The organism is Rhizobium sp. CB2179, assembly GCF_057653455.1.
Genome location: NZ_CM172781.1, coordinates 1,328,851 through 1,344,821, shown reverse-complemented (window position 1 = coordinate 1,344,821; position 15,971 = coordinate 1,328,851). Strand labels below are relative to the sequence as shown.

Below are 15,971 nucleotides of genomic sequence, written 5' to 3'. Positions count from 1 at the left end.
GAAAGTCTCCGCGCTTGAAGGTTCATCACGCCTGGAGGTGTGCCATGAGGACCCTGCGCTCCGCATTGATGCTGTGCATCGCGATTGCCCTTGGCGCGCCAAGCGCCACATACGTCACCCTGCCCGGATATGCATTCAAGACGAATCCGCAATGTCAGCGCCACGAACCAAAGACGAAATTCGACAAGAGGTGTGACTGGCCGAGAGTGGGCTTCAAGGACTTTACGCCCCCGCTTGTGACCGTGCTTGGGATCTGAGGATCTTGGAACGGCGCCGGATGCGCTTTCTCGTTTTCTCCGACTGAGATGTGAGAGCGTGATCGGGGCGATGAGCATCCCGCTGTCCGGTGGGTGCTCATCGCCCTCCATTCATGCCTTCGCGAGTTCTTTATCCACAGCGGAAACCAGCCGCGAATCATCCGCCGTCACATCCGGCGCGAATCGGGCGGCGACTTTGCCGTCGCGGCCGATCAGGAATTTTTCGAAGTTCCAGAGGATGTCTTCCTCATCTCCGCCGGTCAGCCCATGGGATTTCAAGCGTTCGCGCATTGGTCCGTCACCCGTCGTCTTCACGCCCGACTTGGTCAGTTGCCGGTAAAGCGGGTGCTGGGCCTCGCCCTTGACCGAGATCTTCGAGAAGATCGGGAAGGTGACGTCGTAGGTGCTGGTGCAGAAATCGAGGATCTCGGCGTCGGTGCCGGGCTCCTGGCCCTTGAAGTCATTGGCGGGAAAGGCAGCGATGACAAAGCCGCGCTCGCGCTTTTCCCCATAGAGTTTTTCCAACCCCTCATATTGGACGGTCAGCCCACATTTCGAGGCGACATTGACGACCAAGAGCACTCTGCCCTTGTATTCGTTGAGCGCGGTCTCACGACCATCCACAGTCTTGACCGGGATATCCAGCACATTGCCCGTCACGGGAACCTCCAATTTCGTAAGGATATGGGTCGCCAAACTTAGCGATATCGCCGCCGTTGTCATCAGCGGCGGGATCAACTCGGCGTCAACAGAAGACCGGTGCCGTGGCCGGCACCGGATCTGAGCAACATCAAGCGGGGGATGTTTCCTTCACGTCATCGAGCAGGAAGTGCACGACGAGATAATCCGTCTTGTAATGGCGGCCGCTGTCCGACACGGAATCGACGCTGCCGCCGTCCTTCGGGTGCCAGGCGTGGTAATGGGGATTGGTGGTGATCAGCGTGACGGCCTTGCCATCTCTTTCGCCAAGCCGGAAGCGCATTTCGGCGAGCGGCCAGATCCGCTCGTAATCCTGCATGGTGATTCGCGCCTTCAGCGCCTTGCGCTGCAGCGGCGCTTCGCCGGCCTCGGCTGGTGTTTCCAACATCACCTCCTCAGCTCCGCTGATGATGGCGTTGAATTCTTCAGGCCACATGCGTTTCATGAAATCGCTCCTCCCGAGGCTTTTTCGTCAGTTCACAGATGGAACTTAGCGGTTTGTTCGAAAGAAGCAAATTCCTGTCATGCGGTTGTCATCGGTGCCGGCTGCTCCTACCTTCCCGTCAAACCGCATCAGGGCCGCCGTCAGTCGCCCGCAATCCCGAGATCAGAGATGAAGACACGTGAAGAAAGGCAGGCGCTCCGGGCGAGCATGCCGCGCACCCCGCTCAGCGCCCACCACATGGAAAATGCCCGTCTGCTGCCGGATCGCGGCGAGCTGCTCTATCGGATTCCGAACGGCGGCATCGGCGTCGAGGTGGGAGCAGCCTTCGGCGAATATACGGCGGAGATCCTGGAAAAGAACCGCCCGGCGCAACTCTACCTCATCGATCCCTGGTCGATGGATCGCTACAGCTCCGGGCTCGACTCGATCCACACGAATTTCGCGGCCGAGATCGAGGCCGGCCGGCTGCACCTGATGCAAGGGACCTCACTCGAAAAGCTTGCCGAATTCGAGGACGATTTCCTCGACTGGGCCTATATCGATACCGATCATTCCTTCGAGCTCACCTGGCAGGAACTGCTGCTCTGCGAAAAGAAAGTGAAGCGGACGGGGCGCATTGCCGGGCATGATTTCTGCACCGGCAATACGGTCAAGCCGATCGTCTACGGCGTCGTCGAGGCGGTCACCAAGTTCTGCAAGGATTACGGCTGGCAATTCGAGTTCCTGACGGTCGAATCGCACGCGCATTTTTCCTATTGCCTGAAGCGACTCTGATCAGCTCAAATTTTACCGGAATATTGCTCGTCGCTGACCTTTTCCATCCAGTCGACGTGGCTGCCGTCCAGCGCTTCATGGATGGCGATATGCGTCATCGCCGTATCCGGGGCAGCACCGTGCCAGTGTTTTTCGCCCGGCGCGAACCAGACGGTATCGCCGGCGCGGATCTCGCGGATGTCCCCACCCCAACTCTGGGCGAGGCCCTTGCCTGATGTCACGATCAGCGTCTGGCCGAGCGGGTGCGTATGCCAGGCCGTGCGGGCGCCGGGTTCGAAGGTGACGGAGACCGCCCTCGCCCGTGCCGGCGCCGGCGTTTCCATCAGCGGATCCTGGCGAACGGCGCCGGTGAAATAATCGGCCGGTGGCTTCGTCGAGGGGCGAGAGCCGGCGGGTTTGATCTCCATGATCTGTCCTTTTCCATCCATTGCGGTTGAAGCCTTATATCGCGACGTTATTTCATCGAGGCGACCAATCAAAGCCGGATCGACAATTGCCGCAAAGTCACCCGGCTGATAGTGCCATTGTCTTTCATCAGTGCGTCGCATCTTGCTTGAATCATCCGACGCGCTTTGGCTCTTTGTTTTTATGCATGTCGTTGTCCCCACACACTTCCGGGCGACATGCTGTAGGGAGGATTTTTCATGAAACACCATGCTTTTGGCCGCATGCCTTTCACCGTCACCAATGTCGGCTTCGGGGCCTGGCAGATCGGCGGCTCCTGGGGCGATATCAGCGAGGCGGACGGACGCGCGGCGTTGAATGCCGCGCTCGATGCCGGCATGACATTCATCGATACGGCCGATGTCTATGGCGACGGCCGCTCGGAAAAGATCATCGCCGACGTGCTGAAGACGCGTGGCGGTGAACGGCCGATGGTCGCCACCAAGGTCGGCCGCCGCCTCAACCCGCATGTCGCCGAAGGCTACACAAAGGCTAATCTCGAAGGCTTTATCGACCGCAGCCTGACGAATCTTGCCGTCGACAGCCTCGACCTCGTGCAGCTCCACTGCCCGCCGCGCGACGCGCTTTACCGGCCGGAGATCTTCGAGGGCCTGAACGCGCTGCAGAAGGCCGGCAAGATCAAGGGTTACGGCGTCAGCGTCGAAAAGGTCGAAGACGGGCTGAAGGCAATCGAATATCCCGGCGTCGTCAGCATCCAGATCATCTACAACATCTTCCGCCAGCGCCCCGACCATCTGTTCTTCCAGGAAGCACGCCGCAGCAATGTGGCGATCATCGCCCGTGTGCCGCTCGCAAGCGGTCTTCTCTCCGGCAAGATCACCCGGGACACACATTTTGCCAGCGACGACCACCGCAATTTCAACCGCAACGGCGAAGCCTTCGATGTCGGCGAGACCTTTGCCGGCGTTCCCTTCGAGGTCGGCCTGCAGGCGGTGGAAGAGGTGCGCAAGCTGGTGCCCGAGGGCGCGACCATGGCTGCCTTCGCGCTCCGCTGGATCCTGATGAGCGACGCCGTCACCGTCGTCATCCCCGGCGCCCGCAATGCCGAGCAGGCCAAGGCCAACGCGGCCGCCGCCGACCTTGCGCCGCTTTCGGCCGATGTCATGGCCGCAACGCGCGAGATCTACGAGCGGCTGATCGCGCCGCATGTGCATCAGCGCTGGTAGGAATCCAATACTCCGAAACGAAAAAATGGCCGGGTTTTACCCGGCCATTTTCATGTGGTGGAACCGTCAGAAGCTCAGTTCGTGCCGACCAGGTCGACCGGGAAGAACAGGGTCTCGCCGGAGGAGTCGCTGACGCCGTCATTGTCGGTGACCGCGTAGGGCTTGCCCGATGCGTCGAAGGTGAAGCCTTCGAGCTTGTCCAACACATAGCCGTTGGTGGCAGACTTCAGCTCGCCGAGGAAGTCGTGGGCTTCGGTCTTCTTGACGACCGGCAGCTCACCGCCGAGCTTGGCGGGCTTCAGCTCTGATATCGCGACCTTGTAGAGCTTCTTCAGCCTGGCGGCATCGCCGACGAGGTTGTCGCGCTCGATGATGTAGACGCTGTCGCCCTCGGCCGAAATTTCCGACAGACCGACCCAGCCGCTTTCCGTCTTGTCGAGCGGATAGCGAACGGCACCCCATTCCTTCTTCTTCGGATTGTAGGAGACGAGCTTGACGAAGCCCTTCTCGTCGTCGCTCCACTCGCGCTGGACCGCCATCCAAAGCGTGGTGTCGTCGCCGGTGCCGACAATGGCCACGCCTTCGAAGCCGTAGCGGATTTCGTTGGCGACGAGCTCCTTCGGCAGCGCGATCTCGGCCTTGATGTCGCCCTTGGCATTGACGTTGTAGAGGGCGTGCGGGACGAGACGCTCGCTGTAGCCTTCCGAGGCGAGCCAGAAGGAGCCATCGGCGGCAGCCGCGATGCCTTCGATGTCGAGCTTCTGAGCCGGGGCACCGTCACGCTTGACGACGAGGGCGTCGGTGATGACGGCCGGCTTCTTGCTGGCGTCGATCGTGTAGATCGTCGGCTGCGAGCCCAGAACGCTGTCGCTGACGGCGTAGAGCATGCCTGGCTTGCCCGGAACGGCGGCGAGACCCGAAAGGGCAGCAAAGCCGATCGGATTGCCATCCTTCTCGGCGGAGACGATCTGCGGATAGGCCTTCTCGCCTTCCGAACGCTCGTAGATCATCACATGCGAGCGCGTGCCGCCGTCCTTGCCGAGATCGAGCTCGTTGGCGGTCGCAAGAAGATTGCGGGCGGGAATGGCGATCGCGCCTTCCGGCGAAATGCCTGATGGCAGCAGCTGGACGAGTTCGGGATCGGCGCCGGTATCCTTATAGACGCCGACGACCGAGGCACGTTCGGCGAGCAGGAAGAAATACTTGTCGTCGCCGAACTTGGCGGCTTCGAGGCCTTCCGGCTCGACGCCCTTCGATCCCGAACGGCTTTCCGGATAGTGGCCGATATGGGCGACGGCGCGTTCGAAGGATGCGCCCGATTCGTAGAGAAGCTTGCCCGTCCTGTCGAAAATGGTGAAGCCGCGCGAGCCGCCCTGGTAGTCGCCTTCATTGGCGACGACGAGGCGGTTGTCGTCAAGCCACTTCACGGCATCGGGCTCGCGCGGCACGCCCTTGGCTTCGCCCGAGAATTTCAGGGCGCCGTCACGCTTGGTGTCGATGCCGGTGAGATCGACGCTGCCGGCGGAGAAATGCGTCTTCACTTCAGCCGTGTTGGCGTCGATGATGACGATCTCGTTGTTTTCCTGCAGCGTCAGGGCAATCTCGTTCAGGCTGTTGAAGGCGACGAATTCCGGCTCCGGATCTTCAGGGGCGACGCCGGTAAGCCCGGCCAGCGTCACGTGCTTGATAGTGCCGCAATCGACGGTGCCGTTCTTGACCTGGAAGACGACGAGATCGCCGGCCGGCATCTGCGGGATCTTGCCGTCATTGATGTCTTCGTCGCGTTCATTTTCGATTGCGATGGTGCCTAGCGTCTTGTCCTTGTTGAGGGCGATCGAATCCGGCTGACCACCGAGATCGCAGGTGTTTTCGATCTTCTTGGTCGCCACGTCGACGATCGCGAGACGGCCCGAGGGCTTGGCCTTGCTTTCGGAGGTGTTGACGGCAACCAGTGCCTTGCCGGCGCTCCAGGTGACCGATGTCGGCTCGCCGTCCATCATCAGCGCGCCGCCGGCCTTCGGGGCCTTGGCATCGGTAATGTCGATAAAGCCGATCGCGCCGAGCGGGCTGTCGCTATAGATCAGCGTGTTGCCGTCTTCGGTCGCGGTGATGATCTCGGCGGAGCTCACCGAAAGCTTGTCCTTATCAACAGGCAGGTTCTCTGCGACCGGGAAGGAAGCGATGCGGTTGAAAACCGGCTCGGCCGCGGCCGGAAAGGCGACGGATGCGAGAAGCACGGCAGCGAGCGCTGCCTTGCGCGATGAAATTGTCATGAAATCCCCCATGTGTCGAACATTCGAAACATGAGTTTTCTGCGCGAGCGGCATGACAGAGGCATGACAGATGCGGCATTTTGCGTCAGATCATGTCAGGCTCTGGTTTGCGCTCCCGGCGCATCTCGTTTCGCATGATGAACAGCGAAGCAGACAAGATGAGAGCCGCTCCCAGCCAGAGATAACCCGCCGGCGCATAACCGAAGAACAGCCAACCGGCCAGCACGTTCAACGGCAGCTTCAGATCGTCGAACGGCTGGACATAGGCGGCATCCGCTGCGGCATAGGCTAGCGTCAGGAAATACTGCGCTACCGCGGTCAGCAGCCCCGCCAGCAGGAACAGGGCAAGGGTTGCGCCCGTCGGCACTGCAAAGCCTGCCGCAAGCGCCAGCCCGCCATTTATCGGCGTCAGCAGAACGAGCAGCCAGACGGTGATCGTCTCTGGCCGTTCGATGCCTGTCAGGCTCTTGGTGATCAGCGACGAGGCGCCCCACAGCAGCGCCGAAAGCACAGGCAAGAGAGCCGCCCAGCCAAAACCATCAGACCATGGCTGCAGAATGATCATCGCTCCGGTGAAACCCGCTGCCGTCGCGGCCCAGCGGGCCGGGCCCACGCGCTCCCCGAGGAAAAGCCGGGCGCCCAGAATGATGAAGAAGGGCGAGGTCATCACCAGTGCGATCGCCTGCCAGATCGGCACCGTGGCAAGGCCGGCGACCCAGGCCTCGACGCCGAGCGCGGCAAGCGCGACGCGCGCGAGGTGACGCCAAGGATAATGCGTGCGCATCGCCGCAAGGCCGAGCCTCTTCAGGAACGGCAGCGAAAACAGGAAGGCGAAGCCATATTGCCAGAAGGCTGCGGACGCCGAGGGAAAGGCAAGCTTCATCGTCAGCCATTGGGTGACGACGTTGAGAAGCGAAAAGGCAATGCCGGCAAGGACCATCCAGATGGCACCGACAACGGCGCGGGACGGCTCGACGGCAACAGAAGTCTGATTCATGTCTTTCATCCAAAACAGGGACCAACATAAATCAGGACGCATGAGCCACGACCAAGCGACACAGGGCAACCCTGCCCTCCGCGTGGCCGACACTCATTCTCTTCCATCCGGACTTTAACCGTCGGCTCCGGAATCACACCGGATCTGCTGACCCCTCCTCCGCATGGGCGCGAAAGAAGGCGCTCGCGGGCTCAGGCCGAAACCCTTACCGCCGGTGGGGAGTTTCACCCCGCCCTGAGAACAGAACTGTCGTAGATCAAAGCCCCCGCGACGGCAAGATCCGCCCAAACAAAAGGGGTCCGGCAAAGCCGAACCCCTCTCAAATCCTACACAACCGGTCTCGTTTCCGGCTGGCGGATAATCTCAGATCAGCCGTTGACGGCGTCCTTCAGGCCCTTGCCGGGCGTGAATTTCGGCACGTTGCGAGCCGGAATGTCGACTTCAGCGCCCGTCGACGGGTTACGGCCCTTCGATGCGGCACGATGAGAAACGGTGAAGCTGCCGAAACCCGCGAGGCGAATGTCGCCCTTGTTCTTGAGTTCAGCCTGGACAACGTCGAAAACCGCGTCAACAGCGGAAGCCGCGTCAGACTTCGTCAGTCCTGCCTTTTCGGCTACTGCGGACACGAGTTCATTCTTGTTCATGTTTCCACCCCTTTCTAAATGGTATGAAACGACTCAAAAGTAAGCTAGGCGCAGAATAGGTTTCATCAGGCCCGCCGAAAACCCAAAAGCCCTGCAAATCAAGGAAAAGCAAGCGTCTACATGACGTTTTCACAAAAAAGGCTGGCGTTTCCGCCAGCCTTTTTCCGTGTTTTGGGCCAATTGGGCATAAATGTGGCAAAGGCCACTCAATGCGCTATGGTTGCGCCTGTCTCATCGAGGCCTTCGACCGATGTGATGACCGGCGTTTCCACCGTGCCATCCCATTCGATTGGCTCCGGCCGCCGGATCAGCGCGTGCTTGATCACCTCGCCCATGCGGGATACCGGGATGATCTCCATGTTGTTCTTCACGTTGTCAGGAATCTCCGCCAGGTCCTTGGCGTTTTCCTCCGGAATCAGCACCTTCTTGATGCCGCCGCGAAGCGCTGCGAGCAGCTTTTCCTTGAGACCGCCGATCGGCAGCACACGGCCACGAAGCGTGATTTCACCGGTCATGGCCACATGCCTGTCCACGGGGATGCCGGTCATGATCGAGACGATCGCGGTTGCCATGGCGACACCAGCCGAGGGACCATCCTTCGGGGTTGCGCCTTCCGGCACGTGCACGTGGATGTCGCTCTTGTCGAAGCGCGGCGGCTCGATGCCGAAATCGACAGCGCGCGAGCGGACATAGGAGGCCGCTGCCGAGATCGATTCCTTCATGACTTCCTTCAGATTGCCGGTGACCGTCATGCGGCCCTTGCCCGGCATCATCACACCTTCGATGGTCAGCAGCTCGCCGCCGACTTCCGTCCAGGCAAGACCGGTCACGACGCCAACCTGATCCTCGCCCTCTGCTTCGCCATGGCGGAAGCGCGGGACGCCCAGATAGTCGGAGATGTTGGCAGCCGTCACGTGAACGGCCTTCGTCTTGCCCTTGATGATCTCGGTGACCGCCTTGCGGGCGAGTTTCATCAGCTCGCGCTCGAAGTTGCGGACGCCGGCTTCGCGGGTGTAATGCTGGCTGATCGACATCAGGGCGTCGTCACTGACCGAGAATTCTTCCGGCTGCAACGCATGTTCCTTGATGGCCTTCGGCAACAGGTGCCGCTTGGCGATTTCGCGCTTTTCATCCTCTGTGTAGCCGGCGATACGGATGATCTCCATGCGGTCCATCAGAGGCGCTGGAATGTTCAGCGTATTCGCCGTCGTGATGAACATCACATCCGACAGGTCGTATTCGACTTCCAGATAGTGATCCATGAAGGTCATGTTCTGCGCCGGATCGAGCACTTCGAGCAGAGCCGAAGACGGATCGCCGCGATAGTCCTGGCCGAGCTTGTCGATTTCGTCGAGCAAGAATAGCGGGTTGGACTTCTTAGCCTTCTTCATCGACTGGATGACCTTGCCGGGCATAGAGCCGATATAGGTGCGGCGGTGACCGCGGATTTCGGCTTCGTCACGAACGCCGCCAAGCGCCATACGCACATACTCACGGCCGGTCGCCTTGGCGATCGACTGGGCGAGCGAGGTCTTGCCGACGCCCGGAGGGCCGACGAGGCAGAGGATCGGGCCCTTGATTTTGGTGGCGCGGGCCTGCACAGCCAGATATTCGACGATGCGCTCCTTGACCTTGTCGAGACCGAAGTGATCGGCTTCGAGGATCTTCTCGGCATTGTTGAGATCGGCCTTGATCTTCGACTTCTTGCCCCAGGGAATGCCGAGCAGCCAGTCCAGATAATTGCGCACCACGGTGGCTTCCGCCGACATCGGGCTCATCTGGCGCAGCTTCTTCAGCTCCGCATCGGCCTTTTCACGGGCTTCCTTGGACAGCTTGGTCTTGGAGATGCGCTCTTCCAGTTCGCTCATCTCGTCGCGGCCTTCTTCGCCGTCTCCGAGTTCCTTCTGGATCGCCTTCATCTGTTCATTGAGGTAGTATTCGCGCTGGGTCTTTTCCATCTGGCGCTTGACGCGCGAACGGATGCGCTTTTCGACCTGCAGGACCGAGATCTCGCCTTCCATGAAGCCGAGAGCCTTTTCGAGGCGCTGCTTGACGCTGGTGGTCTCCAGCATCTCCTGCTTCTCGGTGATCTTGATCGACAGATGCGAGGCAACCGTATCGGCGAGCTTGGAATAGTCGTCGATCTGGCTGGCGGCGCCGACCACTTCGGGCGAAATCTTCTTGTTGAGCTTCACATAGCTCTCGAATTCGGAGACGACCGAACGCGACAGGGCTTCCAGTTCGACCGGATCGTCGTGCGGCTCCTCGAGCACATGGCCGAGCGCCTCATAGAAATCCTCGCGGCTGGTATAGGTGTCGATCTCGGCGCGGGCGCGGCCTTCCACCAGAACCTTCACGGTGCCGTCGGGCAGCTTCAAGAGCTGCAGCACGTTCGCCACGGTGCCGACATTGTGGATCGCGGAAGGATCCGGATCGTCGTCGCTAGCATTGATCTGCGTTACCAGCATGATCTGCTTGTCGGAACCCATGACCTCTTCGAGCGCACGGATCGACTTTTCCCGTCCGACGAACAGCGGCACGATCATATGCGGGAAAACCACGATGTCGCGCAGGGGCAGAACAGGGTAGGCAGTGCTGCTCGCTACAGACGTTTTCTTCGTCATTTTATGTCCTTTCCATCGTCCCGTTGCCGGGCTCTCTGCACGGCCGCTTGGGACCGGCCGGCAATCTCACTTGTTGCTACAAGTGGAGGTTCTGACTACGCTTTTCAAGCCACGCTAACGCCCGCGTCCCTCGGATGTGACAGCTTTATTACAACGGAACGCCAACACTATGAAGCGCGTGGCTGGACCGGCGCTTACCACTTCCGACCCGGCTAAAATGCAAACGCCAGCAAGAGGCTTACGGATCATTGCATCATTGCCAAGCACGACCCCTTCCGCAACATCGGCAAAGGCAATTTCGGTTCCCACCGGCAAATACTAACAGCGCTTCGCATGGTTTTTCAAATAGAAAGGGGCCTGCCAATGGCAAGCCCCCAAAATAATCACACGAAAGCCCAAGCTCACGCCGAAGCGTTGGCCTTTTCTTCCTGGCGATCGGCATAGATGTAAAGCGGACGGGCCGAACCGCGCACCACTTCCTCGGAGATGACGACCTCGCGCACGCCTTCCAGCGTCGGCAGTTCGAACATCGTGTCGAGCAGGATCTTCTCCATGATCGAGCGAAGGCCGCGGGCGCCGGTCTTGCGCACGATCGCCTTGCGGGCGATTTCGCGAAGAGCGTCCTCGTGGAAGTTCAGTTCCACGTCTTCCATCTCGAACAGGCGCTGATACTGCTTGATCAGCGCATTCTTCGGCTCGGACAGGATCTGGATCAGCGCGTCCTCATCGAGGTCCTCGAGCGTCGCCAGAACCGGCAGACGGCCGATGAACTCAGGGATGAGGCCGAACTTGACCAGATCTTCAGGCTCCAGTTCGCGCAGGACCTCGCCGACGCGGCGGTCATCCTGCGACTTGACCGAGGCGCCGAAGCCGATCGAGGTCTTCTCGCCACGGGCAGAGATGATCTTGTCGAGGCCGGCAAAAGCGCCGCCGCAGATGAACAGGATGTTCGTCGTGTCGACCTGCAGGAATTCCTGCTGCGGGTGCTTGCGTCCGCCCTGCGGCGGAACGGAAGCGACCGTACCTTCCATGATCTTCAGCAGCGCCTGCTGCACGCCCTCGCCCGAGACGTCACGGGTGATCGACGGGTTGTCGGACTTGCGCGAAATCTTGTCGACTTCGTCGATGTAGACGATGCCGCGTTGCGCACGCTCGACGTTGTAGTCGGCCGACTGCAGCAGCTTCAGGATGATGTTTTCGACATCCTCGCCGACATAACCGGCCTCGGTCAGCGTCGTCGCGTCGGCCATGGTGAAGGGAACGTCGATGATGCGGGCGAGCGTCTGAGCAAGATAGGTCTTGCCGCAGCCGGTCGGGCCGACGAGCATGATGTTCGACTTCGCCAGCTCGACTTCGCCGTTCTTGGAGGCGTGCGCCAGGCGCTTGTAATGGTTGTGAACGGCAACCGACAGGATCTTCTTCGCCTGCCGCTGGCCGATGACGTATTCGTCGAGGACCTTGATGATGTCCTGGGGCGTCGGAACGCCGTCGCGGGACTTGACCATCGAGGACTTGTTCTCCTCGCGGATGATGTCCATGCACAATTCGACGCATTCATCGCAGATGAAGACGGTCGGTCCGGCAATCAGTTTCCGGACTTCGTGCTGGCTCTTTCCGCAGAACGAACAATAAAGAGTGTTCTTGGAGTCGCCGCCGTTGCTGCCGCTGACCTTGCTCATATCACTTTCCTTCCAGCACGCCGCATTTCAAGGCGAAATCGCGGTCCACTCTATCAGCTCCTGGCGGCACTCCGTTTCCGGAGCCTTTGCCGAGAAGGGCTTCAGGGGCTACGAACCGGGCCCAACCAATCATGTCCTGGTCCCGGCGGCAACGAACTCCCCTTCGAATGCCGAATGCTATGTCATAAAAATTCAACATAGCATTAATAGCTACTATTAGCGTCTTCGTCGCCGTATGAAAGCCCTTGTTCAATCACAAATGGGATAGAACTGTGGCGAGGAAAACACCATCCCTATTAATTACTAGGCCTGTTCGCCTTCCATTTCGAGGCGCGACGTCAGAACCTTGTCGATCACGCCCCAGCTCTGGGCTTCGTCCGCATCCATGAAATGGTCACGATCGAGCGTCTTTTCAACTTCCTCGTAGGTGCGGCCGGTGTGCTTGACGTAGACCTCGTTCAGGCGGCGCTTCATCTTGAGGATGTCGCGGGCATGACGCTCGATGTCTGACGCCTGGCCCTGGAAGCCGCCCGATGGCTGATGCACCATGATGCGGGAGTTCGGCGTGGCGAAGCGCATGTCCTTGTGGCCGGCCGCCAGCAGCAGCGAGCCCATGGACGCGGCCTGGCCGATGCAGAGCGTCGAAACCGCGGGCTTGATGAACTGCATCGTATCGTAGATCGCCATACCGGCGGTGACGACGCCACCGGGCGAATTGATGTAGAGGGCGATCTCCTTCTTCGGGTTTTCGGCCTCGAGGAAGAGCAGCTGGGCGCAGACGAGCGTCGCCATATGATCCTCGACGGTACCTGTCAGGAAGATGATGCGTTCCTTCAACAGGCGGGAATAGATGTCGTAGGAGCGTTCACCGCGGTTGGTCTGTTCCACGACCATCGGAACGAGGGCCATTGCGGTATCGACTGGGTTTCTCATGTGCGTCCTTTGTCAACGTCTCGCCGGCCGGCGCCGGGAATCAAAGAAAAAATATCTTACCCCTACATAGAGTGTCCCGGCCCTCCTCTTCAAGACACGCATGAGGATAACGTTAAGAAGGCGGGCAAGGTGGCTAAGCTCCTTCTTTTCATACTGTCGTTATCCCGGAACCGCTGCACACTTCCGGGCGATATGCATTGAACTTCGGCTCCTGGTAGCCTCTTTCCCCCAAACGCCTGTTAACGGCGAGCCCTTGGTACGGTCTCCCCCGGCTTTTCTCCATGACAGGATGAAGGAAGGCTTACTCTATTCGACTGTGCTCATACACGTTTACCCAACGGAAAGCCTACCCGCAGATATCGGCCTAAAACAATGCCGCAGCGCAGCAGCATTAAGGAACTGGCGAGCTTCCTCGGCAAGGATGCGAACTGACCGACAAGGGGTTGCTGCCGTGTTCAATATCGCTACAGGTCTCGCCATCTGGTGTTCCGAGGCCATGACGCTCGCTTTGGTGCTGTTCGTCGCCTGGCGCCACAACGTCAGGAACGAGGCCTATCTCTATTGGGGCCTGGGCTTCTTCCTGACTGGCATCGGCTTTGCGATGGTCGCGCTGCGCGGCGAAATCCCCAGCGTGCTTTCCATAGAAGCGGGCAATGCCATCGCCCTGCTCGGCCAGAGCGCCTGGGTGGCGGGTTTTCTGGCGCTCGACCGCAAGCGGATCGAATGGTGGGCACTGCTGCCGCCGGCAATCTGGCTCGCCGGGGTCTTCCTGCCCTGGGTCAACAGCGATTATTCAAACCGGGTGGTGCTCTACAACCTTGCTTCGGCGACGGGTGCAACGGCACTCGCCATGGCGGTCGCCGCCGGCGACATGCGCCGTGAGCGTACCCGCATCAAGCTGATGGGCGTGTTCGTCATCCAGGGCTGCCTGTGCTTCGGCTCGGCAGTGACGATGGCGCTGACGCTGCCGAGCGATATCGAGGCGACCAATCTCGGCGGCGCCTCCGCCATGGCCAGCGCCTTCCTGCTGACCATCGCCTTCGCGTTCACCTGCCGGCTGATCATGGAGCGTTCCGAACGGCACCTGCGTGCCCTCACCCTGACCGATTCGCTGACCGGCGTGCTGAACCGCCGCGGCCTGCTTGGCTATTTCGACGGCATCCAGGAAAGAGCTCATAACGAGCAGCGCCAGGTCGCGGTGATTCTCTTCGATCTCGACCATTTCAAGCGCGTCAACGACCGTTTCGGCCACCAGTCCGGCGATGCCGTGCTCACCGCCTTTGCGCACATGGCCCGCCAGTATATTCCAAACAACATCTTCGGCCGCATGGGCGGTGAGGAATTCGCCGCCTTCGCCGCAGTCGCGGACCAGACGGAAGCCGAGGCGATCGCGGAAGCGATCCGCACCGAATTCTGCCGTCTTCCCGTCAGCACCGGCGAAGCGATCGTTCCGGTCACGGTCAGCATCGGCATCGCGCTCGCCTCCTCGATCGAAGCCAATATCGACAAGCTGATCTCGGCCGCCGACCGGGCGCTCTATGCGGCGAAGGCCGCCGGTCGCAACTGCACGGTCACCTTCGGCGAAGCGGAGGCCGCAACCCCTGCACCGGCCACGCCGAGCAGCACTGCCGGCGAACTTGTGCCGACGGTCGACGACCAGGTCGAGGCGCTACGACGCATGGGCACGCTGTCACGGGCCGGGTAGTCCGGGATCCCTCGCGCCTCACATCTTTCCGAGGTCCGGCAAATCCGATAAGGCTCGGGGCATGATGATCCCATCCTTTCTCTCGATCGACCGCGCCAACCGTCATGTCTCGCTTGATAGCCGCAACCCGGCTTTCTACGGCGACCCGAACGCCGTCTATGCCGCACTTCACGCCCACTGCCCGACCTTCTACTGGAGCGAGCAAAAACAGTGGTTCTTCACCGGTTACGACCATGTGAACGGACTGCTGCGCGACCGGCGCTTCGGCCGGCAGATCCTGCATATCGCCAGCCGCGAGGAGCTCGGGCTTGCCGAGCCGATGCCGCATCTTGCCAGTTTTGATCTTTCGGAACGGTATTCCCTGCTCGAACTCGAACCGCCGGAGCACACGCGGCTGCGCACGCTCGTCAACCGCGCCTTCGTTTCCCGCCATGTGGAGAAGATGAAGCCGGAGCTTGCCGAACTCGCCAACCGGTTGATCGACGGCTTCGCGGAGAAGCATGAGGTCGAGCTGCTCTCGGCCTTTGCCGACATCATCCCGGTGACGATGATCGCCCGGATGATCGGCATCCCCGAGGAGATGGGGCCGCAATTGCTTACCTGGTCGCACGCCTATGTCCGCATGTACATGTTCGGCCGTACGCGCGAGCAGGAGGAAGAGGCCGAACGGGCATCGAAGGAATTTTCCGACTACGTGAAGACGGTGATCGCCGAACGCCGCGCCGAACCGCGCGACGACCTGCTGACCCACATGATCCACACCGAGCACAAGGGCCAGTATCTGACCGAGGAGGAGCTCGTGTCGACGACGATCGTGCTGCTCAATGCGGGACATGAGGCGACCGTGCACCAGATCGGCAACTCCGTGCGCACCATTCTCGACAGCGGCGGCGATCCGGCAGAACTTTTCCGGGACGAGGCCACGACAGAGCGCACCGTCGAGGAAACCCTGCGCATCTGCGCGCCTGTTCATATCTTCCAGCGCTGGGCCCTGGAGCCGGCCGAAATCGACGGCATCTCCTTCAAGCGCGGCGACAAGGTCAGCCTCATCCTCGCCGCCGCCAATCTCGACCCGGCAAAATTCACCGATCCCCTCACCTTCAAGCCCGACCGCAACGAGGCGGCAAACCTCTCCTTCGGCGCCGGCATCCATTTCTGCATCGGCGCGCCGCTGGCGCGGCTGGAACTCAACGTCGTGCTGCCGATCCTGTTCGAACGGCTGGCCGGTCTGAGGCTGGCAAAGACACCTGTGGTCAAGGATGTCTACCATTTCCACGGGCTGGACCGGCTGGATCTGCAATGGTGATCCA

General features: G+C 60.6%; 14 protein-coding genes and 1 riboswitch. Of the genes, 5 read left to right on the top strand and 9 right to left on the bottom strand.

What is annotated here, in order from left to right:
* The first annotated feature begins 44 nt into the window (after positions 1-44).
* Positions 45-257 carry a hypothetical protein gene (locus AC244Q_RS06735; RefSeq protein ID WP_012756957.1) on the top strand — a complete coding sequence of 71 codons (213 nt, stop codon included), beginning with the start codon at positions 45-47 and terminating at the stop codon, positions 255-257.
* Positions 258-368: 111 nt separating this feature from the next.
* Here the strand turns inward: AC244Q_RS06735 and AC244Q_RS06730 are convergent, their stop codons facing one another.
* Complete coding sequence (locus AC244Q_RS06730; protein WP_012756956.1) at positions 369-917, bottom strand: glutathione peroxidase; 549 nt, start codon at positions 915-917, stop codon at positions 369-371.
* 130 nt (positions 918-1,047) lie between these two features.
* On the bottom strand, positions 1,048-1,401 hold the full coding sequence (locus AC244Q_RS06725) for a hypothetical protein (protein ID WP_012756955.1): 354 nt from the start codon (positions 1,399-1,401) through the stop codon (positions 1,048-1,050).
* A 168-nt stretch (positions 1,402-1,569) separates the two neighbouring features.
* On the opposite strand from AC244Q_RS06725, the gene AC244Q_RS06720 reads away from it, so the two are divergent.
* Positions 1,570-2,175, top strand: a complete 606-nt coding sequence (locus AC244Q_RS06720; RefSeq protein WP_011651366.1) for a class I SAM-dependent methyltransferase — start codon at positions 1,570-1,572, stop codon at positions 2,173-2,175.
* 5 nt (positions 2,176-2,180) lie between these two features.
* Here AC244Q_RS06720 and AC244Q_RS06715 read toward each other — a convergent pair whose 3' ends face one another.
* Positions 2,181-2,582 (bottom strand): (R)-mandelonitrile lyase, encoded by a 402-nt coding sequence (locus tag AC244Q_RS06715; RefSeq protein WP_012756954.1) that lies wholly within the window; start codon positions 2,580-2,582, stop codon positions 2,181-2,183.
* Positions 2,583-2,819: 237 nt separating this feature from the next.
* Here AC244Q_RS06715 and AC244Q_RS06710 point away from each other — a divergent pair, with 237 nt between their 5' ends.
* On the top strand, positions 2,820-3,806 hold the full coding sequence (locus AC244Q_RS06710; protein ID WP_012756953.1) for an aldo/keto reductase: 987 nt from the start codon (positions 2,820-2,822) through the stop codon (positions 3,804-3,806).
* A gap of 74 nt (positions 3,807-3,880) precedes the next feature.
* On the opposite strand, the gene AC244Q_RS06705 is transcribed toward AC244Q_RS06710, so the two are convergent.
* From AC244Q_RS06705 to clpP, 6 genes are all read right to left on the bottom strand, one after another.
* Positions 3,881-6,091 (bottom strand): esterase-like activity of phytase family protein, encoded by a 2,211-nt coding sequence (locus AC244Q_RS06705; RefSeq protein ID WP_171815678.1) that lies wholly within the window; start codon positions 6,089-6,091, stop codon positions 3,881-3,883.
* Positions 6,092-6,164: 73 nt separating this feature from the next.
* On the bottom strand, positions 6,165-7,085 hold the full coding sequence (ribN, locus tag AC244Q_RS06700) for a riboflavin transporter RibN (protein WP_431674246.1): 921 nt from the start codon (positions 7,083-7,085) through the stop codon (positions 6,165-6,167).
* Between the two features lie 82 nt (positions 7,086-7,167).
* Positions 7,168-7,322, bottom strand: a riboswitch (FMN riboswitch).
* A gap of 122 nt (positions 7,323-7,444) precedes the next feature.
* Entirely contained in the window at positions 7,445-7,720 is a 276-nt protein-coding gene (gene hupB / locus AC244Q_RS06695) for a DNA-binding protein HupB (protein WP_003547346.1), read from the bottom strand.
* Between the two features lie 206 nt (positions 7,721-7,926).
* On the bottom strand, positions 7,927-10,344 hold the full coding sequence (gene lon / locus AC244Q_RS06690) for an endopeptidase La (RefSeq protein ID WP_012756950.1): 2,418 nt from the start codon (positions 10,342-10,344) through the stop codon (positions 7,927-7,929).
* A gap of 401 nt (positions 10,345-10,745) precedes the next feature.
* A complete protein-coding gene (clpX, locus tag AC244Q_RS06685) occupies positions 10,746-12,023 on the bottom strand; it encodes an ATP-dependent Clp protease ATP-binding subunit ClpX (RefSeq protein ID WP_003547337.1) in 1,278 nt (425 codons plus the stop codon).
* A gap of 303 nt (positions 12,024-12,326) precedes the next feature.
* On the bottom strand, positions 12,327-12,956 hold the full coding sequence (gene clpP, locus AC244Q_RS06680; protein WP_012756949.1) for an ATP-dependent Clp endopeptidase proteolytic subunit ClpP: 630 nt from the start codon (positions 12,954-12,956) through the stop codon (positions 12,327-12,329).
* A gap of 289 nt (positions 12,957-13,245) precedes the next feature.
* On the opposite strand from clpP, the gene AC244Q_RS06675 reads away from it, so the two are divergent.
* Positions 13,246-14,661, top strand: coding sequence for a GGDEF domain-containing protein (locus tag AC244Q_RS06675; RefSeq protein WP_206641072.1), 1,416 nt, complete (start codon positions 13,246-13,248; stop codon positions 14,659-14,661).
* 61 nt (positions 14,662-14,722) lie between these two features.
* Entirely contained in the window at positions 14,723-15,967 is a 1,245-nt protein-coding gene (locus AC244Q_RS06670) for a cytochrome P450 (RefSeq protein ID WP_128406370.1), read from the top strand.
* Positions 15,968-15,971 lie beyond the last annotated feature (4 nt).

Coding starts and splice junctions, on each gene's coding strand:
- AC244Q_RS06735 (WP_012756957.1), top strand. CDS start 45: ATGAGGACCCTGCGCTCCGCATTGATGCTGTGCATCGCGATTGCCCTT.
- AC244Q_RS06710 (WP_012756953.1), top strand. CDS start 2,820: ATGAAACACCATGCTTTTGGCCGCATGCCTTTCACCGTCACCAATGTC.
- AC244Q_RS06670 (WP_128406370.1), top strand. CDS start 14,723: ATGATGATCCCATCCTTTCTCTCGATCGACCGCGCCAACCGTCATGTC.
- ribN (WP_431674246.1), bottom strand. CDS start 7,085: ATGAAAGACATGAATCAGACTTCTGTTGCCGTCGAGCCGTCCCGCGCC.
- clpP (WP_012756949.1), bottom strand. CDS start 12,956: ATGAGAAACCCAGTCGATACCGCAATGGCCCTCGTTCCGATGGTCGTG.
- AC244Q_RS06715 (WP_012756954.1), bottom strand. CDS start 2,582: ATGGAGATCAAACCCGCCGGCTCTCGCCCCTCGACGAAGCCACCGGCC.
- lon (WP_012756950.1), bottom strand. CDS start 10,344: ATGACGAAGAAAACGTCTGTAGCGAGCAGCACTGCCTACCCTGTTCTG.
- AC244Q_RS06705 (WP_171815678.1), bottom strand. CDS start 6,091: ATGGGGGATTTCATGACAATTTCATCGCGCAAGGCAGCGCTCGCTGCC.
- hupB (WP_003547346.1), bottom strand. CDS start 7,720: ATGAACAAGAATGAACTCGTGTCCGCAGTAGCCGAAAAGGCAGGACTG.
- AC244Q_RS06725 (WP_012756955.1), bottom strand. CDS start 1,401: ATGAAACGCATGTGGCCTGAAGAATTCAACGCCATCATCAGCGGAGCT.
- AC244Q_RS06720 (WP_011651366.1), top strand. CDS start 1,570: ATGAAGACACGTGAAGAAAGGCAGGCGCTCCGGGCGAGCATGCCGCGC.
- AC244Q_RS06675 (WP_206641072.1), top strand. CDS start 13,246: ATGAAGGAAGGCTTACTCTATTCGACTGTGCTCATACACGTTTACCCA.
- clpX (WP_003547337.1), bottom strand. CDS start 12,023: ATGAGCAAGGTCAGCGGCAGCAACGGCGGCGACTCCAAGAACACTCTT.